General features: G+C 38.2%; 21 protein-coding genes and 1 other RNA gene. 11 read left to right on the plus strand and 11 right to left on the minus strand.

Annotation, left to right across the window (positions count from 1 at the left end; all coding sequences use genetic code 11):
• Positions 1-36: 36 nt before the first annotated feature.
• From HS960_RS12570 to HS960_RS12580, 3 genes are all read right to left on the minus strand, one after another.
• Positions 37-876 carry a hypothetical protein gene (locus HS960_RS12570; protein WP_153846166.1) on the minus strand — a complete coding sequence of 280 codons (840 nt, stop codon included), beginning with the start codon at positions 874-876 and terminating at the stop codon, positions 37-39.
• Between the two features lie 228 nt (positions 877-1104).
• The gene (locus HS960_RS12575) at positions 1105-1524 is read right to left on the minus strand and encodes an SH3 domain-containing protein (RefSeq protein WP_153846165.1); all 420 of its coding nucleotides are present in this window, start codon (positions 1522-1524) and stop codon (positions 1105-1107) included.
• A 12-nt stretch (positions 1525-1536) separates the two neighbouring features.
• Entirely contained in the window at positions 1537-2043 is a 507-nt protein-coding gene (locus HS960_RS12580) for a BON domain-containing protein (RefSeq protein ID WP_088160876.1), read from the minus strand.
• 233 nt (positions 2044-2276) lie between these two features.
• On the opposite strand from HS960_RS12580, the gene HS960_RS12585 reads away from it, so the two are divergent.
• Together HS960_RS12585 and HS960_RS12590 are read left to right on the plus strand one after the other, a co-directional pair.
• Positions 2277-3380, plus strand: coding sequence for a DUF695 domain-containing protein (locus HS960_RS12585; RefSeq protein ID WP_153846164.1), 1104 nt, complete (start codon positions 2277-2279; stop codon positions 3378-3380).
• Positions 3381-3441: 61 nt separating this feature from the next.
• A complete protein-coding gene (locus HS960_RS12590) occupies positions 3442-4065 on the plus strand; it encodes a murein L,D-transpeptidase catalytic domain-containing protein (protein ID WP_153846163.1) in 624 nt (207 codons plus the stop codon).
• Positions 4066-4081: 16 nt separating this feature from the next.
• Here the strand turns inward: HS960_RS12590 and HS960_RS12595 are convergent, their stop codons facing one another.
• A complete protein-coding gene (locus HS960_RS12595; protein WP_182332886.1) occupies positions 4082-5584 on the minus strand; it encodes a hypothetical protein in 1503 nt (500 codons plus the stop codon).
• A gap of 141 nt (positions 5585-5725) precedes the next feature.
• Here HS960_RS12595 and yiaA point away from each other — a divergent pair, with 141 nt between their 5' ends.
• Positions 5726-6193 (plus strand): inner membrane protein YiaA, encoded by a 468-nt coding sequence (gene yiaA, locus HS960_RS12600; RefSeq protein WP_046675653.1) that lies wholly within the window; start codon positions 5726-5728, stop codon positions 6191-6193.
• A gap of 91 nt (positions 6194-6284) precedes the next feature.
• On the opposite strand, the gene HS960_RS12605 is transcribed toward yiaA, so the two are convergent.
• Positions 6285-8030, minus strand: coding sequence for a sensor histidine kinase (locus HS960_RS12605; protein WP_182332887.1), 1746 nt, complete (start codon positions 8028-8030; stop codon positions 6285-6287).
• On the minus strand, positions 8027-9364 hold the full coding sequence (locus HS960_RS12610; protein WP_159729028.1) for a sigma-54-dependent transcriptional regulator: 1338 nt from the start codon (positions 9362-9364) through the stop codon (positions 8027-8029). The genes HS960_RS12605 and HS960_RS12610 overlap by 4 nt, the downstream gene beginning before the upstream one ends.
• A 228-nt stretch (positions 9365-9592) precedes the next feature.
• Between HS960_RS12610 and HS960_RS12615 the strand changes: the two genes are divergently transcribed.
• The 3 genes from HS960_RS12615 to HS960_RS12625 all read left to right on the plus strand — a co-directional run bounded on the left by HS960_RS12615 (position 9593) and on the right by HS960_RS12625 (position 13850).
• Positions 9593-11188, plus strand: a complete 1596-nt coding sequence (locus HS960_RS12615) for an ABC-F family ATP-binding cassette domain-containing protein (RefSeq protein ID WP_182332888.1) — start codon at positions 9593-9595, stop codon at positions 11186-11188.
• A gap of 288 nt (positions 11189-11476) precedes the next feature.
• On the plus strand, positions 11477-13213 hold the full coding sequence (locus HS960_RS12620) for a GMC family oxidoreductase (RefSeq protein ID WP_120334875.1): 1737 nt from the start codon (positions 11477-11479) through the stop codon (positions 13211-13213).
• 4 nt (positions 13214-13217) lie between these two features.
• Positions 13218-13850, plus strand: a complete 633-nt coding sequence (locus tag HS960_RS12625) for a gluconate 2-dehydrogenase subunit 3 family protein (protein WP_159729032.1) — start codon at positions 13218-13220, stop codon at positions 13848-13850.
• Between the two features lie 54 nt (positions 13851-13904).
• Here the strand turns inward: HS960_RS12625 and HS960_RS12630 are convergent, their stop codons facing one another.
• Complete coding sequence (locus HS960_RS12630) at positions 13905-14804, minus strand: OmpA family protein (RefSeq protein ID WP_182332889.1); 900 nt, start codon at positions 14802-14804, stop codon at positions 13905-13907.
• A 103-nt stretch (positions 14805-14907) separates the two neighbouring features.
• Positions 14908-15432, minus strand: coding sequence for a hypothetical protein (locus tag HS960_RS12635; protein WP_120334876.1), 525 nt, complete (start codon positions 15430-15432; stop codon positions 14908-14910).
• 478 nt (positions 15433-15910) lie between these two features.
• On the opposite strand from HS960_RS12635, the gene HS960_RS12640 reads away from it, so the two are divergent.
• The 4 genes from HS960_RS12640 to HS960_RS12655 all read left to right on the plus strand — a co-directional run bounded on the left by HS960_RS12640 (position 15911) and on the right by HS960_RS12655 (position 20967).
• Positions 15911-16285 (plus strand): hypothetical protein, encoded by a 375-nt coding sequence (locus tag HS960_RS12640; protein WP_153846155.1) that lies wholly within the window; start codon positions 15911-15913, stop codon positions 16283-16285.
• 65 nt (positions 16286-16350) lie between these two features.
• Positions 16351-18324, plus strand: a complete 1974-nt coding sequence (locus tag HS960_RS12645; RefSeq protein ID WP_182332890.1) for a DUF3857 domain-containing protein — start codon at positions 16351-16353, stop codon at positions 18322-18324.
• Entirely contained in the window at positions 18321-20222 is a 1902-nt protein-coding gene (locus tag HS960_RS12650; RefSeq protein ID WP_182332891.1) for a DUF3857 domain-containing protein, read from the plus strand. The genes HS960_RS12645 and HS960_RS12650 overlap by 4 nt, the downstream gene beginning before the upstream one ends.
• Positions 20223-20250: 28 nt before the next feature.
• On the plus strand, positions 20251-20967 hold the full coding sequence (locus HS960_RS12655) for an HAD family hydrolase (protein WP_228280319.1): 717 nt from the start codon (positions 20251-20253) through the stop codon (positions 20965-20967).
• A 160-nt stretch (positions 20968-21127) separates the two neighbouring features.
• Here HS960_RS12655 and HS960_RS12660 read toward each other — a convergent pair whose 3' ends face one another.
• Both HS960_RS12660 and rnpB read right to left on the minus strand, forming a co-directional pair.
• Positions 21128-22519 carry a sigma-54-dependent transcriptional regulator gene (locus HS960_RS12660; RefSeq protein WP_159729039.1) on the minus strand — a complete coding sequence of 464 codons (1392 nt, stop codon included), beginning with the start codon at positions 22517-22519 and terminating at the stop codon, positions 21128-21130.
• A gap of 67 nt (positions 22520-22586) precedes the next feature.
• Positions 22587-22966, minus strand: an RNA gene (gene rnpB / locus HS960_RS12665) — RNase P RNA component class A.
• Positions 22967-23117: 151 nt separating this feature from the next.
• Between rnpB and HS960_RS12670 the strand changes: the two genes are divergently transcribed.
• The gene (locus HS960_RS12670; protein ID WP_153846151.1) at positions 23118-24170 is read left to right on the plus strand and encodes a helix-turn-helix transcriptional regulator; all 1053 of its coding nucleotides are present in this window, start codon (positions 23118-23120) and stop codon (positions 24168-24170) included.
• A 90-nt stretch (positions 24171-24260) separates the two neighbouring features.
• Here HS960_RS12670 and HS960_RS12675 read toward each other — a convergent pair whose 3' ends face one another.
• The gene (locus HS960_RS12675; protein WP_182333203.1) at positions 24261-25451 is read right to left on the minus strand and encodes a BaiN/RdsA family NAD(P)/FAD-dependent oxidoreductase; all 1191 of its coding nucleotides are present in this window, start codon (positions 25449-25451) and stop codon (positions 24261-24263) included.
• Positions 25452-25457: the final 6 nt, after the last annotated feature.

Below are 25457 nucleotides of genomic sequence, written 5' to 3' on the forward strand. Positions count from 1 at the left end.
TTAGCATCCATACTTGATTCGATATGCATTTTTAAATTATCCGCCGGTATTTTTGTTTATCAATTTTCCGGCTCCATTATAAACATACTTTTCTGTATTTCCTTTATCCTTTTTCTCCACGACCTTTTGCACTAACAATGAATTCTTAAAATACTCATGGTAAAAGCAGTTATCAAGGTTATATTTCCGCTCAACGAGATTATTATTCTGATACAGATCAGTGTAATCAATTTTAGCTTTCCGATAGGTATGTTTTAGTAATTGACCATTGGTATCAAATGACTTTGATTCCTGTATCTGCCCACCACAATTCAATTTGGCGCTGTACATTAAGGTATTGTCTAATCGATAGTCAGCTCGGGTATGGTCAAAATCATTTTCAACCGTATAGTAATTATCAAAGAAGACTTTTGTCACTTTTTTACCACTATTTGCAGCTCGGTAGAATACCGTTTTTTCCTGACTGATTTTCCCGTTCTTAAAATTACGCTGCACACTTGAACTATCCGTTATGGTGTATTGAAAGTCTGGTAACGCAGCAGATTTCACAGTCATTTGCTGCAATACACCATGTCTTACGATAACATCACCGGTACGCCCATCTTTTTCAATTTTAAAATCACCATCGACAATGCCATCCTGATTAATCGTAATAAATGCATTGGAAAGTCCCATAAATTGATTCTTTTGCAGAATATATTTACCCTGTTTCAACTTCGTTTCTTTACCTTTTTCAAGTACTCGGATTGTATCTTTTGGATATTCTGATAAATGCAATTGATAACTATCTTTGTCCAAGCGAACATACTCTTGCGCAACTCCCAACTGAACAGCTAAACACAAGCATAATGATATGATAAAACGTGATTTCGACATAATGTAATAAAATTGTTGCAATCATAATGATACAATTATTACACCAAAAATTAAAATCCGGTTGATTTTCCAAATAATTCCCCAATACGATAGATGCTGTAGTACCTCCATATTACAGAACAGACAAGCTTAATCGTGAAATGAAAAAAGGGGAGTTATTTATCAATAACTCCCCTTTTTTCAAAGCCAATTGGTACTGGTACCCATCATGCGAATAACATTCGAGAACTAAACAGACTCTAAATATTGTGCATAACAATACCCTTCTTCATTATCTTTGGTTCTGACCAACCACCATTGATCATTAGCCTTACTAATCAACGTGATGATTTCTCCTTTAGCTGCTTTTCCCACGATAGGCTGGTCTGTACCAGGGCCTTTTCTAATGTTCAAATTGCTATTTTCTGTTATAACTTTCACCTGGCTTCCGGGCACTTCCGTAGCCACATCCACATTTAAGACCACATCTCCGGTTTGGAAATTAGGATCTATATTACCATAGATTTCCCAGAGCTTATTTTTCACATCTGCTGCTGGTGCTGTACCACGAATTTGCAATACTCCATCCATTTCGGCGTAGTTCAGGTCATTTACACCTGAAGATTGTGCCGTATCTAAAAGAACCTTATATTTTTCTTGCAATGACATAATTTCACTATTTTATTTTTTGACAACAATACCGCTTAGATCCACTTTCTTGGGATTTAAGTTATCCAAACCTTGTTTTAAGGTAATTATCTTAGGTTGCTCCAAAGTACCTGTAACAGCGATCACACCATCCTTTACACTTGCCTGTACCGTAGGAAAATCCTTCATAAACGTATTCACTGCTGCTCCAAGCACCGCATCATTATTGGATACCTCAATAGGAGCTGGAGTCGACGACACTGGGGCGCTAACGATAATATTGTTTTGAATAGACTTGATGTCCTTATCGCCTGCTGTTTTAGCAATAGACTCCACTTGTTGCTTTTCTTCTTCGGAAGCAACCGTACCACTTAAGATAACTTCCCCTTTTTTAACGTCGACGTCCACGGTTTTACGACCGGTAAGTGCATTTTCGATCTTTTCTTCCAACTTCTCATCAGATAAACCTGATTTGCAAGCCGTAAAGGAAAGCACAACTGTAGTTGCCAATAGACAAAATGTTAATTTGCTAAATTTCATAAGACCAATTTTAATTTATAATTCAACAATAATCCTAACAAACTCCATACGCAATTGTTTGTCCAATTATTTTTAAACTTAAATTCCCTTGCCGGATTATAATTATATAATTAAATTTAGGAGCAGAGGTATTCATGATTATTTTATTCGGATCATTTTCTCCTCTGTGGTTATAAAAAACACTTTAAGAAACAGATACGCACTTTGATGATTCAATCAAACAGCTATTAATTATGGGATTTTTGAACAATATTTTTGGTAAAAAAGAAAATAAAAAGGACAGTATAGCGGATTTTTGGGATTGGTTTACAAAAAACGAACACGCATTTTTTCAAATCGTCAAGAATGGAGAACAAATTGATCAGAATTTTTTCAGCAAACTTTCGCCGAAGATCGACGCTCTTCGCAAGGAACTGTATTTCTTAACGGGAATGTACGATGATGACACTGCAGAACTTGTAGTCACGCCAGATGGTGCCATCAAAAACATTGCGTTTGTGGAACATCTGATCGCTTCTGCTCCAGCATTGGCGCATTGGAAATTTACTGCATTAAAACCCGCTATTGCGGATATGGAAAAATTCAAAATCACGATGTATGGATTCACTTTCGACATCAAGGATATGTTTTTTTATCCCATTCAACATAGATACCATCCGGATGAAGTCGATATTATTATTGTTCACCCCGATTTTACGGAAGAGAACAAAGCTAATATTTCCCATGGGATAGAAATATTTCTCGACAATTACATTGGTGAATTGAACTCGATCATAGCCATAGACAACTTGAATGTAACCTCAAAAGAACTCGCAACAGAAGAGCTGATTCCTCTACTTAAATTAAAAGACTATTTGATCTGGCGAGAAAAGGAATTTGTGGAAAAATATACCGACGTTAGACACCGGGCCGCAGATGACACATACACTGCTTTTGAAGGCATCCTGGAGAACGACTTACCTATCTTTGCTATCGTAAATACAACGTTATTAGACTGGGATGGAAAATCTTCTCACCCTTGGATAGTTACATTAAAGATTAGCTATGACGGAACAGCAACCAATGGCATGCCCGATCAGGAGAACTACGACTTAATGGATAAATTTGAAGAGGAATTAATGGATAGTCTTCCAAGTGATATTGGGTTTCTTAATATCGGCAGAGAAACTGCCGATAACCTAAGGGAAATTTACTTGGCTTGTACAGAATTCCGAAAAGCCTCACGAACGATTGATCGATTAATCGAAGAATACAGGGACAATCTTCAAATTGATTATAGCATCTACAAAGATAAATACTGGAAAACCTTCGAACGATTTTATAAACAAATAGAATAGATCTCTCGAACAGCAGACATAAGTTTCAATAAAACTATTTTATGAAATATGCTTTATTTATATGAATAAAATCATTCTTTTGGTTATTATCCTTGGGATTGGCCTTATCACATACAAAACCATTCAAAAAAACACGCTTTTAGCCGTTGTTGATAAGGAAGAAAATGCTCCTTCAGACGCTTTTCGCTATACGATGGCGATAAAGAAAGTAAAAAAATGCATCGTAAATAACAAAAAGTATAATAGTGACATATCCTTTCTCTTGGATATGAAAAGACCCTCGGGAAGAAATCGTTTTTTTGTCGTAGATCTAAAAACAGATCGGATTCTGGATCAGGGGCTAGTGGCGCATGGATCCGGCTCGGAAACCGGAAAAAAGAATCTTTTGCAATTTAGCAATACGGATAACTCTCATGCGACGTCGCTAGGCAGTTATGCTATCGGCAGCTCGTATAACGGTAAATTTGGAAAAGCATATAAATTATATGGCTTAGATAGCTCCAATAGCAATGCATATGCTAGAAACATCGTTCTACACAAATATGACCGCATGCCTTACGATGAACAAGTAGATCCAATATGTCTCAGTGAAGGCTGTCCTATGGTAAACGTCGAATTCTACAAAAGACTACAGAACCTGATTGACTCCTCAAAGAAACAAATCGTCTTACATATTTATTATTGATCACCTTTATTATTGATCACCGGCTATTTTCTTTGATCAAATTCAATAAAACCTGATACGGACTTTGAGATACACTAAGAGCTTTCAACCAAGCAATAAATCCCATAACAAATAAATCCTTATTTTCTTTGTCTTCCGCCATAGCCTGAACAGCTGCCCGAAAGGACTTCCCTTGAATAACTGCTGGATTTAAAAGATATTTCTCTATCAATTTGGCAAAATCAATCACTCTGTTTTCCTTGACATTCAGCAAGTATTTTTTATACCTACCGACAAAGCTTTTTAATTTCAAGGTTGCCAAATCGATGTGATCGAATTGAATATGGATCAGAATTTCGAGCAGACTCTTCCGAATCGTCCACAACATGCCCATTTTCTTCTCGTACCAAGCATCTGTTCGAATCAACTGTCGAAGCTCAATCAATGCTGTTTTATCTTCAAATTGCGTTAAAAACATTACCAAACATAACTGTAGATCTGCAAGATCAACCTCATTTGATTTTGGTGCGGCTTGTTTAATCCCCGCCCTCAACACGGAAAGACCTTTTATTCCATCGCCGAGGTAATGGAAATTCAATGCCATCAACAAATGGCACCGTAACTGAAACTGGGCTCGAAAAACCGCGTTTCCATGAGATAAAACTTCATTCAAGCGTTCTAAATACACGATGCTCTCGTTAAAGAATCCATTCCTCAAATTAAAATTGGCCAGATAATACAAAATATGAAGATAGTAAAATAGATGATGCGCCGATTGTTCATCATACTTCATCAAAAAATTGTCTGCTGTTTTTAAAAAAGAACGAACCAGTGTATAGTTTTGATGTATTGCGGCATACTCATTTGCAATATACAAAAGTTGATAGAGTGATTTAAATGATAAGAGATCATCCAAAGAAATACTGTATTTACTCAGTACACTCAAAATCAACTTATTGATATCAATTATTTTTGCTTTCAAATGAATATCCTGCAATGCTGAACGCAACAGCGCATAAGCAATCTGAAATTTTGCTTCTTGCTGCAACTTTTGCTGATTTTCGGTAAAACGATCGATAAGCAATTCTAAATTGACATTCAAATCTAAATGTGCATATTGTAGTCTGATTTGCAAGATTTCGTTCAGCAAACTAAACTGCTCCAGAACAAGAGCCTTGTCCTCAGCCCGTTGAAGGCATTTGAATCCAATCTTAATGAACTGACTTTCCAATAGAAAACGACCCACAACAAATAATCTCAACGCTTCGTGGGCTTCACTGTTTTCTCGTTCAAAAACCTTATTTGAAAGGAAAAACAAAAGACTATCATGAAGCCTTTTCCTCAATGCGTGATAAGCATCCCGGTTTTTACTGGGATCATATAACTTTTTTAGCTTATTTATATCATCAGTTTCTATAATCTCAAGTAACTTGATATTTTTCACATCATTTCGCTTATTCTTTTGTTTCAAAAAGGTTTTAAAATCCCTAATATCATCCTTATTCAATAATAATAGTAGATCCGATATCGCGTCCGCCATAGCTTAAATTTAGAATTAAACAAATATATTAAACAATATTATATCGTCAGTATTCTTATAAATTCAAGTTTTAAAATAATTAGTTCCTATCGATATTTGAATCATAAAACAACAACAAATTAAAACTAAAACAAGAAAATTATGGAACCGCTAAAAAACATGATTGAAGAAAAAAAGGCTGAAAGAAATTTAGACAAAAGAAATCCATTTAAACCAACAGGAGCATTTATCGGGGCCTCATGGACCGCATTATTGGTTGGTACCGTTGGCTATTGTGTAGGCTTATGGAATGCAACAATGGCATTAAACGAAAAAGGGTATTATTTTACAATTTTACTATTTGCGCTATTTGCGGTTATCTCCGTTCAAAAAAGTGTAAGAGATAAAGCAGAAGGACTAGCTGTTACGGAATTGTACTATGGTTTAAGCTGGTTTGCAACAATTGCTGCCGTCGTGCTATTAACTGTAGGCCTATGGAATGCGGATCTGCTCCTAAGTGAAAAAGGATTCTATGCAATGTCCTTCTCATTGAGTATTTTTTCAGCTATCGCAGTACAAAAAAATACACGTGATGCAAAACTTATCGATGACAATGAAATAAAACTTTAGCGGGTGCCGATCCTGCAGCCTCTGCGTAGCAAGCTGCAGGATCTTTCAATCCCTCGTAAAGGAAGAGCTTTTCATTAAGCTCTTCCTTTTTTTAAGTGGATTGTTTAAGCGGTGCAATAGGAAGGTAAACGAAAAATGTACTTCCAGTTCCAAAAACACTTTGCACATCAATCTCTCCCCCCATGCTTTCGATAAATTCCTTGCTTATGCTTAACCCCAAGCCTGTTCCTTCTTTTGTACCCCCTGGAACACGGAAATACCGATCAAAAATCTTCGCTAAATATTGTACCGGGATTCCTTGTCCCTGATCTTCAACACGCAAAAGCACCCTGGCGCCCATTCTTTTGACAGCAAGACAAATCGCCCCCCCTTCATCGGAATAACGAATTGCATTGGACAGTAGATTCGTCAATACCCATGCGGTCTTCTCGTTATCAATAAAAACCATTGGCAGTTCCTCTTCCAGTTCAACCTGTAGTTGAATTTTCTTTTGGTCAAGCATTGAACGATTGGCTAAAAGGGCATAATCTATAATCGGTCCGATTGTCGCCGGATTCAGCTTCATCTGAATGGTACCGCTCTCCACTTGTGCAATATCCAAAAGTTCCCCCGTAATTTTCAGAAGCCGCTCTGTATCATCAGCAATTCCTTCAAGCAAGTCTTTTTGTTCTTCATTCAACTCTCCAATCCGCTTATTCTCGAGCAATTGGATCCCCATACGTATTGATGCGATTGGTGTCTTCAGTTCATGAGATACCGTTCCAATAAAATTTGTTTTTGCGACATCACGTTCCTTAAAACTTGTCACATTCCTCAACAAAATAAATTGTCCAATAAACTGCGAACTCTCCTCTCCCGTTGGTACAACATTGATGTCAATGACCTCCAATTCAAAGTAGTTATCTTTTCCATAGGCAAAGATCTGAACCAAACCCAGATGCTCGGATTGCTGGTTTAAAGCGTTGATCCTATCGAGAAGCTTACGAATCAAATCATTGGAAGAAGCTATTTTTGCTAATTTTTGCCCCTCAAATTCTGCGTGTTTTAACCCCGAGAGCAAACAAGCGGGTTCATTTGCAAAAAGCACTCTTTTTTCCTCATCTATCCCTATAACGGCATCATGCATATTATCAATAAGCGCTTCAATTCTCTTTTTATGCTGCAAGATCTTACCCAATTTACTTTCCGTATATTCCTCGAGTTTTTGAGCCATTGTATTGAACGATTGCGCCACTTCTCCAAATTCATCCTTTCGCTTAAAATGAAGTCTCCTTTTATAGTTCCCAGCAGCAATCTGTTTGATACTATCGGTTAATTGTACAATGGGACCAGCAATGGCCAGGGGGAGATTGACAAGCAATACAAACGCAATCATAAAACAGATCGCACCTACAATGGAGATCGCCAAAATAGCTTTTTCAGCTGTTGCATTGGCGATATTATTTTTGTTTTCAATTGCCTGCATATTGAGATACATTAGCTGAAATATATCTTTGTGTAAGTCAGCAGCAATTGTAGAATCTTTCAGCTGTTTCGTTAAACTCAAAAAGTGATGATCTACACGTTCGGTCACCGCTCGTTCTCCAGGCTCAGTTACATTGCGCTTTTGGAGTCTTAAATTATGTTCAAATAGCGCAATGCTCTTCCCATTCGTATGAAGATCTTCCAAGGCCAACAGCATATTTCTGGAATAATGCAACGTATTATAATTGTCGACTAAAATATTATTGGTATCTTTTTTTAATCGATAAACATAATACCCACACACTATTGCAAGCAGTAAGATCATAAAAAATAAAAATCCTACCCCGAATGTCAGCTTTGCTTTAAGTTTCATTGGATTTTATATTCTTCAATTTTTCGATACAAGGTAGCTATGCCAATTTCTAACAATCGAGCAGCTTCAGCTTTATTTCCATTCGTATGTTTCAATACACGTTGTATATGTTGCCTCTCCATATTGGACATTGAAAAGTTTGATAAGACGCTTGCCCCTTCTCTATACTCACGTTCACCAAAAGGAAGGCCCTCAACACCTAATATGCCGCCCTCGCTCAAAATCACACTGCGCTCAATCACATTTTTCAGTTCACGGATATTTCCCCGCCATAGGTTATTTTCCAATGCCAGCACAAACTCAGGGGTCATCCGCAAGGGTTTCAAGTTGGATTTTAAAGCAAAGATATCAGCGTAGTATTGTGCCAAAGTTGCTATATCTTCAATGCGCTCACGCAGTGGTGGCAATTCAATCGTGAAAACGGACAACCTATAAAATAGATCACTCCTGAAATGGTCAGATGCAATTTCGGTTTCGAGATTTCTGTTGGTCGCGGCTATGATGCGTACGTCCACTTTCGTTGGTTTGGAGTCACCTACTTTTAAAAACTCGCCCGTTTCCAAAACACGGAGAATTTTGGCCTGAAGTTCCACAGCCATCTCCCCGACTTCATCCAGAAAAATAGTTCCCAAATGTGCTTCTTCAAATAAACCCCGCTGATCTTTAGTAGCACCGGTAAAGGCACCGGATTTATGCCCAAACAGCTCGTTTTCCAGCAGATCTTTTGTAAATGCGGCACAGTTAATGGCCACAAAACTACGCTCTCTCCTGGAACTCGCCTGATGGATTGCCTGTGCAAAAACCTCCTTACCGGTACCAGTCTCGCCTGTGAGCAAGACCGTTGTATTTGTAACGGCAACTTTTTGTGCCATGCCAATGGCAGCCTTTATTGCACTAGATTTTCCAATAATCTTATCGAAAGAAAGTCTATCTCCCAATCGCTTTTCTAACTGTTGTACCCTTCTTGCCAATGCAACCTTTTCACTGGCTTTATAAAGTAGGGGTATAATGCGATTATTGTCATCTCCTTTGGTAATATATTCAAAAGCACCATTTTTTATCGCCCGAACACCGTCCGGTATATTCCCGTATGCTGTCAATAGAATAATCTCTACAATTGGATACCGCTCTTTAATTAATTTGGCCGTTTCTACCCCATTACCGTCAGGTAGTTTGACATCACAAAGTACAACGTCCACATCACTGACTTCAAGCTTTTTCAACCCCGATTTAATATCAGCAGCTTCAATCACATCAAAACCTTCCAGGCTAATAATTTTGGCCATCAATTTCCGAAGTTTCTCTTCGTCATCTATAAGGAGAACTCTATTCACAATATTCGTTTTTTCAAAAGTACAATTTGTCCGAAGCAAATAGTAGAAAAATAAACAATTTGACTATTCCTCAAAAACTTTCCCGTCATCAAAATAAAAAGGCTATATTTGCTTCTCTCAACATCCTTAAAACTGCATGTAAGATTAAAATTCTTTAGAACGAAATAAATACCATCCATTGACAATACCTGTCCAAATGGTCTTTTCTAACATTTAAAGAATTTCAACATGCTTTCATTACAACAACTTTCTTATATACATCCGAATAAAGATTTATTGTTTGGGAACATAAATCTACACATCAATGCGCAAGAGAAAATAGCGCTCATCGGCCACAATGGTGTCGGCAAATCAACTTTATTGCGACTGATTGCCAAAGAACTATTACCTTCCAGTGGCAGCGTACAAGTCAGTACCAGTACCTATTATGTCCCTCAAGTTGTGGGACAATTTGAGGATAATACAGTCGCCGAAGCACTTGGCATTGCCAAAAAATTAAATGCACTCCACGCCATATTAGCTGGCGATGCGTCTGAAGAAAATTTCAATAGACTTCAAGATGATTGGACCTTGGAGGAACGATGCCAAGAAGCTTTCGAGCAATGGGATCTACACGATATCCAGTTGACACAGAAGATGTCGTCCCTTAGTGGTGGACAAAAAACAAAAGTCTTATTGGCCGGAATCCACATTCACCGATCCGAACTTATTCTTCTTGATGAACCCAGCAACCATTTGGATATGGATAGCAAAACGCTACTATACGATTGGATTCAATCAAGCAAAAACACAGTGATTATTGTCAGCCACGATAGAACCCTGCTTAATTTACTGGATGACATGGCCGAAATGACCCCAATGGGCATCAAGCGGTATGGGGGGAATTATGCCTTTTACGAAACTCAAAAAGAGACCGAGCGCCATGCGTTACAACAAGATATCCACCACAAGGAAAGGGCGATCAAAATTGCAAAGGAGAAAGAAAGAGAAACAATCGAACGCCAAAATAGATTAAACAACCGCGGTCAAAAAAAACAGGAAAAGGCAGGTGTAGCGCGCATCATGATGAATACACTGCGCAATAATGCTGAAAAGAGTACCGCCAAGATAAAAAATGTGCATCAGGACAAAATTGGAGATATCAAATCCGATCTACAGGAACTCCGAGGTTCACAATCTGCACTGGATGAGATTAAAATAGATTTAGGAAACAGTACCTTTCCAACCGGAAAGAGTATGGTCAAAGTCGAAAATGTCAATTTCAAGTATGACTCACAAGGACTCTGGCCAGCTAATATCAACTTTCAATTATTCAGTGGAGATCGTATCGCACTACAAGGACAGAATGGATCTGGTAAAACGACATTTGTCAGACTTCTACTCGGCCAATTGACACCTGTACAAGGAAAAATTGAACGCCAATCATTTCGTTCGATATATTTAGATCAAACATACTCCATTTTGTCTTCGCATCTAAGTATTTACGAGCAGGCCCAGCAATTCAATAGCGACACGCTACCTGAACATGAGATCAAAATTAGGCTCAATCGGTTCTTATTTGGAAAAGACGATTGGGATAAACCCTGCCAACTATTGAGTGGTGGTGAAAAAATGCGTCTGATATTATGTTGCCTCACCATTCAGCAACAGTCTCCAGATTTAATTATTCTTGATGAACCAACAAACAATTTAGATCTTCAAAATATCCGGATTCTAACCCGAGCGATTCAGCTTTATAAAGGTACGCTACTCGTCATTTCACATGATGCGGTCTTTCTACAGGAAATCCATATCAACAAAGTCATCAAACTAAAAGACCTGTAAATCACAACTGCGTTTGTTTCGTTGCAACGGAATAAACGCAGTTGTGAATGACTGCACTACCTAAAATTTCAATAAAACACGGTATCTTTTGTAACAATCCCATATTCTTTATTTAAAATCTGCTAAATCGATAAATTAAATTAAAAAAAACGAATTTTTATCGATATATTCACGATGATTTTAAACATGAAACAATAACCATTAAATTAATTGAACCTTCTCATTTACATATTAAGCCTTAGGGCAAATGTAGCGTACAGGCCTCTCAATTAATTACTTCATTTAATTATGTCAGATTATCAAATTAAAGAAAATCCCGAATTATTTGACGCCATCGTAGTTGGTTCCGGCGCAGGTGGTGGTATGGCAGGTTATATACTTGCACATGCGGGGCTTAAAGTATTGATGCTGGAAGCAGGTCCTTTTTATGACCCAGCAAAAGATTCGTTACAACTACGCTGGCCTTGGGAATCTCCAAGAAGAGGTGCCGGTACCACAAGACCATTCGGGGATTTTGACGCCGCCTTCGGTGGCTGGCAAATCGAAGGTGAGCCCTACAGCAAGGTAGCGGGAACTGAATTTGAATGGTTTAGAGCACGTATGCTGGGCGGCAGAACCAACCACTGGGGTCGAATTTCATTACGTATGGGACCTGACGATTTCAAACCAAAGGATGGAGTAACAGACGAATGGCCTATCACTTATGAAGAAGTTAAGCCATTTTATGACCGTGTAGATCGAATGATCGGAATATATGGCACGGCAGAAGGTATTCATAACGAACCCGATGGTATTTTTATGAAACCACCTAAGCCACGCTTAAACGAATTATATATTGCAAAAGGTGCCAAAAAAGCTGGAGTTCCAGTGATTCCCGGAAGAGGAGCCGTGCTAACCGAAGTATCAAAAGATATTAAAGATCGAGGTACCTGTTTCTACTGTGGCCAATGTGGTCGTGCATGTAAAGTTTATGGAGACTTTTCTTCTTCATCTTGTCTGGTTATTCCAGCGATGAAAACGGGTAATCTAAAGGTGATAGACAATGCAATGGTAAGAGAAGTCATTACAAATGATGAAGGAATTGCAGTTGGTGTTTCTTATGTAAACACCAAGGATTTGCAAGAATATACCGTTAAGGGAAAAACCGTTATTTTGGGTGCTAGCGCCTGTGAAAGCGCGCGGATCATGTTAAATTCCAAATCAAAATCGCATCCTGGGGGTGTTGGTAATAGCAGCGGTTTAGTCGGAAAATATCTCCACGATTCTACAGGGGCCAGTTTATCGGGCTTTTTACCACAACTGCTTGACCGGAAGCGTTATAATGAGGATGGTGTTGGGAGTGTCCATATTTATTCACCATGGTGGGAAGATAATGCCAAGTTGAATTTCCCAAGAGGTTACCACATCGAATATGGTGGCGGTTTACATATGCCCTCTTATGGATTTTTGAATTGGGTACCGAAAGTAAATGACCTTGCGAAAAATTCGGATGGGAAGTCAAAAGCCAAAGGCGGTTATGGTACTGCATTAAAAGAAGATTTCCGTAGCTATTATGGTGCAAATGTAGGTATGGCAGGCCGGGGAACGGCATTGGCAAGAAAAGACAATTACTGTGAAATTGACCCCGATAAAGTCGACAAATTCGGAATTCCTGTGCTACGTTTCAACTACAAATGGGCTAATGAAGAAATAGCACAAGCCAAACATATGCAAGAGACATTTCAGTCTATTATGCACGAAATGGGCGCTGTAATTACTTCTAAAATACCAGGAGCAGATACATTGTATGGCCTGGAAGCTCCCGGAAAAATTATTCATGAAGGTGGTACCACAAGAATGGGAAATGACCCTAAAACCTCCGTTTTGAACAAATGGGGACAAGCGCACGATTGTAAAAATCTCTACGTCGTGGATGCGGGACCATTTGTACAACAAGGTGACAAAAATCTGACCTGGACAATACTCGCTTTATCAATGCGGACAGCAGAATATATACTTCAAGAAAAGAAAAAATTAAACGGTTAAAAGCATGAATAGAAGAGAATCTTTAAGAGCATTAGGATTAATTGCAGCTGGATCTGGTCTTTTAACCGCAGCTTGCAATTCAAAAGATGCTAAAAATGCAGTAGCAGACAATAGCAAAAAATTACCTGGAGTCCAGGATTTTGAATACGAACGTACGGAACAATTATACGCCGAAAAGTTTTTTGACGAACATGAAATGGCTACAATCACTGTTTTGGCTGATATTATTATTCCTAAGGATAACATTTCAGGAAGCGCTTCGGAAGCGGGAGTACCCGATTTTATCGAATTTATCGTAAAAGATTTGCCTGATAATAAAATCCCTATGCGTGGCGGACTTCGTTGGCTCGACCTCCAATCCAAAAAGCGTTACGGAACAGTATTTATCAAATGTAGTGCAAAAGATCAACTTGCATTGGTGGATGATATCGCCTACCCTGATTTGGCAAAACCGGAAATGAAACAAGGTGCTGCCTTCTTTTCATTGATGCGCAACCTGACTTCCTCGGGATTTTACACGAGTGAAATAGGTGTAAAAGATATTGGCTATGCCGGAAATAAACCCGGCGTCTGGAATGGTGTACCAGATGATGTGTTGAAAGAGCACGGTTTTGACCCGACTAAATTCTTTGGATAATAAAAAAATCCTTTCCGAAAACGGAAAGGATTTTTTTATTTACCTCATTAAAATCTATTGTGCCGATGGTACCTCAGTAGCCTCCGGAGCCTTATCAATCAACTCCATAAATTGATCCAATTTAGGGGTGATAATAATCTGCGTTCTTCTATTCCGTTGCTTACCTAGCGCGGTCGTATTATCTGCAATTGGATTATATTCTCCCCTACCGCCTGCAGTTAAGCGTTTAGGATCCACACCATATTTATTTTGTAAAGCCTGTACCACAGAAGAGGCTCTCAGGGTACTTAAATCCCAGTTATTCCGAATATTAGATTTAGAAATTGGATCGGTATCGGTATTACCTTCGATCAATACTTCATAATCTCTATAATCCTGGATAATTTTCGCAATTTTACTTAATGTCTGATCAGCTCTATCATTAATTTCATAGCTACCGGATTTGTAAAGCATATTATCAGCAAGTGAGATATAAACTACCCCTTTTAATACCTGTACATCAACTTCCTGCAATTCCTCGCGGCTAAGCGATCTTGTCAAATTATTGGTCAATACCAGATTCAAGGAATCGGATTTGTTTTTCGTCTCAACAAGATGCTTAATATATTTATTTGAAGCGTTAATTTCATCAACCAACTTGGAAATATTAATATTTCCCTGTGAATTCTGATTAATACTGTTATCTAGCGATTTCTGCAAAGCAGCATAAGCCGATCGGAGATCCGTATTATTTTGCCGTTCGGAAGCCAACTGATCTTCTAAACTCTTGATCCGTGTCCGACCTTCAGCCAATTGAAGCTGTCCATCCTGATATTGCTTGGTCAATTGACTGTGCTCCGTTTGCAATTTACTATAGTCGGACTGTAAACCAGCATATTGCTTTTTGCTGACACCACATCCGATAACAAACAAACTGGCCGTTAATACAGTCATTGGAAAAACTAAATTCTTCATGATATACTCTTTTTGTAGATGTTGAATTAATTCATACAGCAAGATACGCAATATTCTAGCCAAAATACCCCACAGTCTTGTCAAATTAACAACCTTTAACGTCCTATTGGGCTAGCTCCTTCAGCTCTGTAGCGCTAAATACTTGCCCACCTTTAAGATAGGGATTTGCGCCTTTGAGATAATTATAAATAATTGATTTAGCCTCTTCATTGGGTAATTTATAAAGATTTTTAACAAGGAAATTTTTATCCTCAAGGATATTATTGTTATATCCCAAAAAAGAAGGCGCATGCACCTGTACGCTCCAACGTATAAACCGTGCTTCAATATGATTTGGATTTTCCTTAATCACTTCTTCCAAATGCTTTTTGCCCTCTTTGAACTGCCCAACTTTCTTAAAAGGATTGCCTATATGTTTCGCTAAAAGTATTTGATAAGCGGCCAGGTATACTTTCTCGGTCGGTGATTTGGCACCTTCCGTCAGCACCTCTAAATTATGTTCACACAGATCCTCATCCTTCACGGCCTCCGCATATTCTTTTCGAATTTTATCAATATTCACCTGTTGGCCAAGCCCAACTTTTGTTAAAGTAAATAGAGCAATTGTCAATACTATTCGTGTTATCATAATTATAAATCAGGCTATTTCAACAATTTCATTTTCCGACTTAAATTACTAAAAAAATCGAATTCAAATATTAATTTTCAATTATCATACCACAAAGCCAAAAATTCATGTCATCGTATCGCCACAGCTAGCTTTAAATAAGAGAAAAGTCTTCATTCAAGCATATTTTTAAAGCAATTTTGCGGCATGAAACTAATTTTAGCAACAAGCCCAGTATGGTTAAAAGTGATTTTGTCGATTCTATTTGGCGTTATATTAGGCTGCTTCTTAGGAGAGATTGTTTTCACCTTATTACAAGCCTAAGTTATTCATCATGATTGACATCCCGTCCTTTACCTGAGGATCTGGTGAATTTTATACCTACAGATAATCCGCTTATTACAGCTCCTTTGAGTAGGCCAATAAGTTTCATTATCCTTGCCAAAAATCAAATTATTTTTGCTATATTGGTTATACCAATATAAATTTAAAGCGAGCTATGGAGACAAAAGCAGAGTATCAGATTTGGGACACTATTGTGAATAGCGCAAAAACTAAATTCGATTATAAGCATATTCGTGCTATGTTCAAAAAGGAAGATGACGAAATAACCGATAAGTTTCTATTCCATATCATTGCAGGGTTTGCCTGTGGTGAAAATCATCAGACCATTTCAACCAATCTTTTCAATGAATTACAGAGCATCAATTTTGAATGTAATGAAGAACAGATCGATAGGTTTATTGCTGATAAGCACGTAAAATTCAGTCCGGAAATCTACGCCACCTATCTTGCATTCTCTATGCTGGAAGATGGTGAAGATATCGATAACATCACCGAAATTATTAATAATCTTTTGCAACTAGACAAATAATTATTCTGAAGTATCGTTTAATTTTGGCTAAAAACTTATATTCGTGAATTATTACACCTATAGTTATGCGCCAGTTTTTAACGCTATTTTTAATATTTTCTATTTATACAAATAGTATAGCCCAAACTTTTGACTTTGGTAAGGTTTCTATTTCGGATTTCTCGAAAACAGACCTGGATAGTAATGCCAATGCTATTGTGCTCAATGAGTTTGGACGGAGTTCTGTTTTTGTTGATGATTATGATAATCGTATAAAACTTCAACATGAATACCATGTACTTATCCGGATCAATAACAAAGAGGGGTTTAAAAAAGCTAATTTTGAAATTCCCTCGTATAAACGCGGAAGTTACATACGTGACTATTTTGACGAACTAAAGGCTGTTACATATAACTTAGAAAATGGCAGGATCGAGAAAACGGAGCTTGAAAATAAGAAAGTTTTCAGGGAAAATTACTCGCCCTATCTGGACCTTAATAAATTCACCCTTCCGAATATTAAAGAAGGATCTATTATTGAAGTGTCCTATCGGACGCTAGAGCAGGATTTATTTAATTTCAAGACATGGGAATTTCAAGATGATATTCCCAAAATACAAAGCCAATATATAGCTATTATTCCTGCTTCTTTCGCCTACAATGTAGTTTTACGTGGTCCTTACAAACTTGCCGATCAAAAAGCCGAAGCATTGAAAGAATATATTTTCCTGGATGGACTGCGAATGGATTGTTCAAAATTGACCTATACAATGAAGAACATTCCGGCATTTGTTGAAGAGGACTACATGACTTCGCCAACCAATTTCAAATCTGCTATCTATTATGAGCTTGAATCAATCTTTTATCCGAGTACAGGTAGCAAGAAGACATTTAGCAAAACCTGGAAAGACGTAGATACGGACCTAATGAATGAAAAGGCTTTTGGTGGTCAATTAAAAAAAACAGACTTATTCAAAGCCAGTTTAGCAACAATTGTTTCTCCTAATGACACCAAATTAGAAAAAGCAAAGAAGATATATAACTATATCAACAAACAAATAAAATGGAATAACTATTTAGGCAAATATGCAGAATCTGGCATTGAAAAAGCATTGGAAAAACGAACTGGCAATATTGGCGACATCAATTTAGCGCTAGTAACCGCGCTATTAACTGCAGATCTGGAGGCCTACCCTATTATTCTTTCAACGCGACGAAACGGAACTCCCAATGCCTTATTTCCCGTATTATCTGACTTCGACTATGTCATCGCCTGCGTAAATATAGATGGTGTAAAATATAAACTAGATGCCTCCAATTCATACTTACCTTTTGGAGAACTGCCTTTACAATGTTTAAATGAACGAGGAAGAATTATCTACTCCAAAAAGAACTCGGATTGGTTTCCGCTTACGGTAGAAGAATCTTCCGATGTGAGCTACGTATTGGAGGGAGCTTTAGATGAACAATCTAAAATTAAGGGAAAACTGACCATAAGTAGCAGGGGTAACAAAGCCTTCTTAAAGCGCCAACATATCGCCAAATTCAATTCTTTGGAGGAATACTGGGAAAAACTGGACGAAGAAATGCCCAACGTAACTTTAACAAAATCGAGTATCCAAAACCTTGAAGAAATTGATCAGCTATTGATAGAGGAATTTGATGTCATCGTAGATGTCTCCAAACAGATGGGACAAGACATATTATTGCTAGCGCCCAATGTTATTGACAGGATTTCCTACAATCCATTTAAAGCACAGGAAAGAACTTATCCAGTCGATATGGGTTTTAAATCCAAAACATTGTACTCCGTTAAATTGACCATTCCTGATCATTATGAAATTGCTGAGAAGCCTCAGAATGCATCATTAGCACTCCCGGAGTCAACTGCAAAATATAGATATGTAACGCAGGTCAATGGCAATCAACTTGAAATACTACAAAGCCTTGCGTTTAACAAACCTATATTTTCAGTCGATGAATATTTTTCGCTCAAAGAATTGTATTCACGTATTATTCAACAACAAAAGCTAGACATAAAATTAATCGGTAAAAAATGAAAATCGTATTCATCAACTTACTATACTTCCTGCTCCCGATCCTCGCAATTGGGCAAGATAACTACGACGTCGCCAATATTCCAAGTGCATTAAAGAGCAGAGCAGTAGCAACTGTACGCAATGATAAAACTGTGGTAGAAATGAAATCGCCCGAACAGGTCATCACAACCATAACCTGTGCTATCACAGTTTACAATAAAAATGGGGACCGTTATGCCGCACTCCCAGTATATTATAATAAATCCACTGAAATCAAGAGTCTTAAGGGGGCCATCTATAACGAAATGGGGATATTGCAAAAGAAAATTGCAACGAAAGATTTCAAAGATATTAGCGCTGTGGACAACAGTACGATGTTTGCCGATTCTCGGGTAAAATTATATGTACCTGACTATCACAGCTATCCCTATACCGTCGAATACCAATACGAAGTTAGAAGTAAACAAAACTTGATCATTCCATCTTGGACTCCTGAGGTCTCAAGTAATGTATCCGTAGAGAAAAGCAGCTTTCAATTTATTGCACCAATTGGCACTGAATGCCGAATTGAAACAACGAATTATAACGGAAGTATCAAAGAAGAGAAAAATGACAAGACTGAAAGTAAGACATGGAATACTGAACAGATCGCTGCAAAAAAGGATGAATCTTATAGCCCCAATCCTAACCTGAAAAGAATAAATGTACTCATCGTTCCCAAAAATTTTATTTATTATGGTAAGACTGGAAATTTCGGGGATTGGAAAGAATTTGGCCAATGGGTATCCAATAGCCTATTGAACAAAAAAGAAGATTTGACGGAAGCGTCTAAACAAAAATTTATAGCATTAACAAAAGATGCAAGCTCAGATAAAGACAAAGCAAAGATTCTATACAATTATTTACAAAAAAACACACGTTACATCAGTATTCAAATCGGCATTGGAGGCTTAGAACCATTTCCGGCTTCTGAGGTTGACCGCTTGGGCTACGGTGATTGTAAAGCACTGGCGAATTACATGCGAAGCATGTTGTCGGCGGTCAATATCCCTTCCTATTACTGTATTGTCGAAGCAGGCAGACGCAAAGAAAGTTTTCACAAAACCTTTGCAAATGCCCAGGACGGAAATCACGTCATTTTATGTATTCCATTCAAAAATGATACGACCTGGCTGGAATGTACGAGCCAAAACCTTCCATTTGGTTTTCTTAGCGACTTTACCGACGATAGAGATGTCGTTGCTTGCACCGAAAATGGCGGAGTTATCATGCATACGCCGAAATATATTAACTCAACCAATCTTCAACTGCGCTATGCCGACCTAAAACTTTCGGAAGACGGAAGCATCCAGGGCACCTTAAATACCAAGTTCTATGGAGCCCAATATGAGAACCATATGGACGTGCTTTTAGCCAGCAATAATGATAAGAATAAACTTCTAACGGAATATTATAATATAGACAATATCAATTTCAATCAGGTAAACTATATTGAACATAAGGAGGAAAATCCATTTATTGAGGAGAACCTGAATATTTTTATCAAAAACTACGCTGTGAAAAATGGTAATAAACTTTTGATCCAGCCTAATTTATTCAATACACATTCCAATATTGCAGAAAGTAGAAATAGAACGGAAGATATTTTCATTGAAAGGGGTTACGCTGATATCGATAGCATTAGCATCGCCCTCCCAGAAAATATGCTCAAAAATATAACTCCTGAAAAGAAAATTATTAATAAACCATTTGGAAAGTATGAATTTAGGTCAGAAATAAAGGACAATAAACTATTCACCTACAGAAAATTGGAACTTTTTGAAGGCAGCTATCCTGCCAATGATTATGAAGACTTTTTCCAATTTCATAATGACGTAAGTAATTGCGACAAAGGGCGCTTTAATCTCAGCTTTCTCTAGTCGGAAGAAAATATTTACCAGAATATGAATGAGTAAAATCGATCAAACAAGGCAATTATTGTATATTAGCTCAATGACAGAATACGCAGCGATATTTGACATGGACGGTGTCATAAGCCACACCAACCCTTTCCATGCGGAAGCTTTTAGAGCTTTTTTTAAAAACCACAATGTACAACAGGCTACAGAAGAGGAATTTGAACAGCACATGTATGGTAAGCATAACAGTTACATCATGCAGCATTTCTTTCAACGTCCGATATCCCCTGAGGAACTACGAACGCTTGAATTTGAAAAAGAGCAACTTTTTAGAGTTATCTATAAAGAACACGTTGCTCCTATTAAGGGCTTAATTGAGTTTCTAACGGAATTAAAAAATAACGGTTTTAAGCTTGCTGTGGCGACATCTGCTCCCCGAGAGAATATGGACTTAATTTTGGATGAATTGAATATACGTCAGCTATTCTCTTCCACACTAAGCAGCGAAGACGTAAAACTACATAAGCCACATCCTGAGGTTTACCTAAAATCTGCGGAAAATCTGCAAATTCCTGTTGACCGCTGTATTGTTTTTGAAGATTCTTTTTCTGGTATTACCGCGGCGAAAAATGCTGAAATGAAAGTTGTCGCCGTACTTTCAACCCATAAAAAAGAAGAATTACCTGCAAGTAATGATTATATAAATAATTATACAGAAATATCAGTTGCCAATATAAAAGCAATTTTAAAAACACAAGAAATATAACCCGGTTGAGGGGTTGACGACACTTAGTCCGATAAACTTCGGATGTCACCTCTCTACCGATAAAAAAAGAGATTCCATAAGGAATCTCTTTTTTTATCGCTTTGTCCGAGTGAACTGCAATTTTCGCTCACAGCTGCTAGACTGAAATTTCACTAAACTGTTAATCTCTTTTTAGACCAAACTTCTCTATTTTACTATACAGGTGACTACGTTGAATATCTAAATCATCGGCCGTCTTGGAGACATTCCAATTATTTTTTTCCAACTTATATTTTATAAATTCTTTCTCCGCATGATCTTTATAATCTTGAAACGAATCAAAGGAGTCCATATCTAATCCGTAATTCGTTGCACTTTTTTCATGAGCTATACCATTCACAGGTTCGCGGGACGGGTTAGCAAAGGCAACAACATCTTTATCGGTAATCGACCTGTCGCTCAAAATAATTAAACGTTCAATCATATTGCGCAATTCCCGAATATTACCTGTCCAAGGAAGATGACTCAATTCCCGCATTGCAGCAGTAGTAATCTCCTTTACAGGTATCCCGTATTCCATACAGATTTCTTCACAGAAGTTTGTGGACAATAGAGGAATGTCATCGACACGATCAGTTAACGCTGGCACATGGATCAATATGACAGATAGACGGTGATACAAGTCCATTCTGAAATTACCATCTTCTATCTCTTTCAATAAATCCTTATTGGTCGCAGCTACTACCCTGACATTGACGTCAATTTCTTTGTCGCCCCCAACTCGCGTGATTTTATGTTCCTGTAATGCCCTTAGCACTTTAGCTTGCGCGGATAGACTCATATCTCCGATCTCATCCAAGAACAATGTTCCACCGCTAGCTTGTTCAAACTTCCCGATACGTTGTTTAATAGCCGACGTGAAGGATCCTTTTTCATGCCCGAATAATTCTGATTCGATTAATTCAGAAGGTATTGCGGCACAGTTCACTTCGATCAATGGGCCTTGTCCACGATTTGACTTTTCATGTAACCAGCGTGCAACCAATTCCTTTCCCGAGCCATTCGCCCCGGTAATCAATACACGGGCTTCTGTTGGTGCAACCCGGTCAATTGTTTCCTTAATACGTTTGATGGCCCCCGATTCACCTAGTATATCTTTTGTTTTCGAGCTGCTAACTTTTCGTTTCAGGACCTTGGTTTCTGTGACTAGGGAACTTTTATCCAGTGCATTACGAACCGTGATCAATAGTCTGTTTAGGTCCAGCGGTTTTTCTAAAAAGTCAAATGCTCCTTTTTTCGCTGCTTCAACAGCTGTTTCAATCGTACCATGTCCAGAGATCATAATAAAAGGGATATCCGGGCTGCTTTGGTGTGCTTCCGTCAAAACTTCCATCCCATCCATCGTATTCATCTTGATATCACAAAGAACAAGATCTATTTTTTCCTTTTTTAAAATATCTAATCCATCCCGGCCATTGTCGACATCTAAAATCGTATAATCTTCATATTCCAAGATATCACGCAACGAACTTCTGATGGCGCGCTCATCATCAATGATTAAAATTGTACTCATAAATCGAGAGTTATGCTATTTTTTCAATTACGGGAATCAATATAAGGTTTTTTTAGCAATTAGCGAAAAAGAAGCAAACCTTGTAAGCCGGGTTCTGTAGACCACCGAAGTGGAATTTCTATCATTTATCTAGATTTGCCATCGCTGACAAACTCAATCAACCTACCCATTACGAATTCCAATAAATTGAAAGAAGACGAGCAGCCTTCGAATTTCGCAACCTATTTGGTCTTTCAACACACGAGGTTTACCGTAATATATGTCACCATACAAGACCGTAAGCTCTTACCTTACGTTTTCACCCTTACTCCGAAAAGCGGTATATTTTCTGTGGCACTTTCTGTCTACTATTTTCATAGCAGCCTTCCCGTTAGGAAGCGTGTTGCTCTATGTTGCCCGGACTTTCCTCTCCTCTCAAAAAAGAGCAGCGATAGAACCAGTTTGCTTCTGCGCAAAAGTAGCTATTTTACTCGGATAAACCCGAATTTCTTTTCAATTTCGAAAAGACCATTCATTTTGCTTCACAGGCACAAAAATCTACGCAATTACCTTGCGTAGATAAAGAAAGTTTTTGTATTTTCAATTTATCAAAAAAAACATGGCACTCAATAAACTAGCTCTTATACGTTATAAAACGATTGACCATTGTCTTCGTTTACGACATCGGAAATGGACCTTGGAAGATCTTATGGAAAAGGTTTCCGATGCACTCTATGAATTTGAAGGAATCAAAAATGGGATAAGTAAACGCACCATACAAGGAGATATTCAACTCATGCGTAGCAATAAGCTCGGCTACAATGCGCCTATTGTCGTCTTGCACCGCAAATTCTACACCTATGAAGATCCCAACTATAGCATTAGCAATTCACCGATTTCTGTCGGTGATATGCAAAAAATGAAGGAGGCTGTAGAGGTACTTAAGCATGTGAGCGGTTTCTCCAGTTTTGATGAAATGAGCGATATCGTCGCACGACTTGAAGATAGCATCCACACAAAAAAAGACAATTCACCTTCTATTATACAAATGGAAAGCAACAATCTGCTAAAAGGCCTTACTTTTATCAGTCCACTGCATCAAGCCATTCGTGAAAAAACACCACTCCTGATCAGCTACCAATCGTTCAAAGCAACACAACAGCAGGATCTTGTTTTCTCGCCCTATCTCTTAAAAGAATATCGTAATCGATGGTTTCTAATTGGTCAGCATAAAAAGAGTGAAGGATTGATGACACTAGCGCTTGATCGGATCAATGCCATTGAGGAAATGGGCAAAAATTCATACAAGGAATATACAGGCGTCGATTTCGAACGTTACTTTTCGGATACCATAGGCGTAACGAAGACACAAAAGGACCGCGGCCACCGGGTGATATTGGAAGTCAATGCAAAAAATGCACCTTATGTAGCAACAAAACCCTTACATTCTTCACAGCAGATTTTAGACAAAAAGGAGGATGGCTCAATCTTAATTCGTATTGATGTTGTACTTAACTTTGAACTGGAAAGAGAAATTTTAGGTTTTGGCGAATCCATTAAAGTACTCTCCCCAAGAAATTTACAAACGAGAATAAAACAGCGCTTGGCTGCTGCCACACAACTCTATGCTGAGAAATCTGTCGATAAAACGTCAAATTCACAAAATGAATAATATTTCTATCGAATAATATTTCTATCAATGATCTTGCTTAACCCATTTTTTCCGGAATAGATTGGCCCCTCTCACTCCCCCCCAAAATGCCTAAATATCTTGGGCGATGGCATAACCACTTGCCCAAGCCCATTGGAAATTATAACCGCCAAGCCATCCCGTAATATCAACAGTCTCCCCTCCAAAATAAAGGCCTTCAACTTTTTTAGACATTAAAGTCTTTGGGTGTAGCTCTTCCGTTGAAACTCCTCCACGCATGACCTCAGCTTTATCATACCCCTTATCTCCCGCAGGTTTTACCTTGAAGCGATGGATAGTATCAACAATCAATTTCGCATCAGCTTTACTAAGTGAGGCGATTTTGGTATCCAAGGCCAAAAATTTCCCAAGGGCATCGACCAATTTTCTGCTGAAATAATCGTTTAGCAATTGTGAAACAAGTCGTTTCCCTCCGTATTGTCGCTCTTGTTTAATCAGATTATCTAAATTAAAATTAGGCAGTAGATCAATCGTAATCTCCTGTCCAGGTATCCAATAACTTGATATTTGAAGAATTGCAGGTCCGCTTAGCCCCCAGTGCGTAAAGAGAATATTCTCTTCAAAAGACATTCCGGCAACAGAAACTTTCGAGAACACCGAATTTCCAGCCAAAGAACTATACCAATCAGCATCTTTCCCAGTTATTGTCAAAGGGACTAATGCAGGCGCTGTACCGACTACATTCAAACCAAATTGTTTGGCTAGGCGTATTCCAAAGTCCGAAGCCCCGAGTTTTTGGACCGGAAGCCCGCCAGAAGAAATAACAACTTTATGTGCATGATATCGGGACTCACCTTTTGCATTTTCGACCGTTACCACAAAGCCATTATCGTTTTTTTCTACAGATTTCACCAAGGTATTCAATGCAATATCCTGCCCTGTCTCGTATAAAATTTTTGAAAATACAGCAACGATATCTTTTGCTTTATTGGTCTCTGGAAACAACTGGCCCAGTGTTTTTTCCTGCCCTACAATACCATATTGTTCAAAAAATGTAATGGTATCGTCCACTGTCCATTGTTTGAATATACCATGTAAAAAATCTGGATTTTCAGAAATGAAATTAGCGGGACTATTACCGATATTTGTATAATTGCAGCGTCCACCTCCTGAAATCAAGATCTTCGCACCAATCTTATCGTTTCGTTCAAGCACCAAGGTCTTCTTTCCAATAAGCCCTGCTTGGGCTGCACACATCAAACCACAGGCTCCGCCCCCAATAATAATAGCATCGTATATTATACTCAC

The organism is Sphingobacterium paramultivorum (assembly GCF_014109745.1).
GTDB classification, from domain to species: Bacteria; Bacteroidota; Bacteroidia; order Sphingobacteriales; family Sphingobacteriaceae; genus Sphingobacterium; species Sphingobacterium paramultivorum.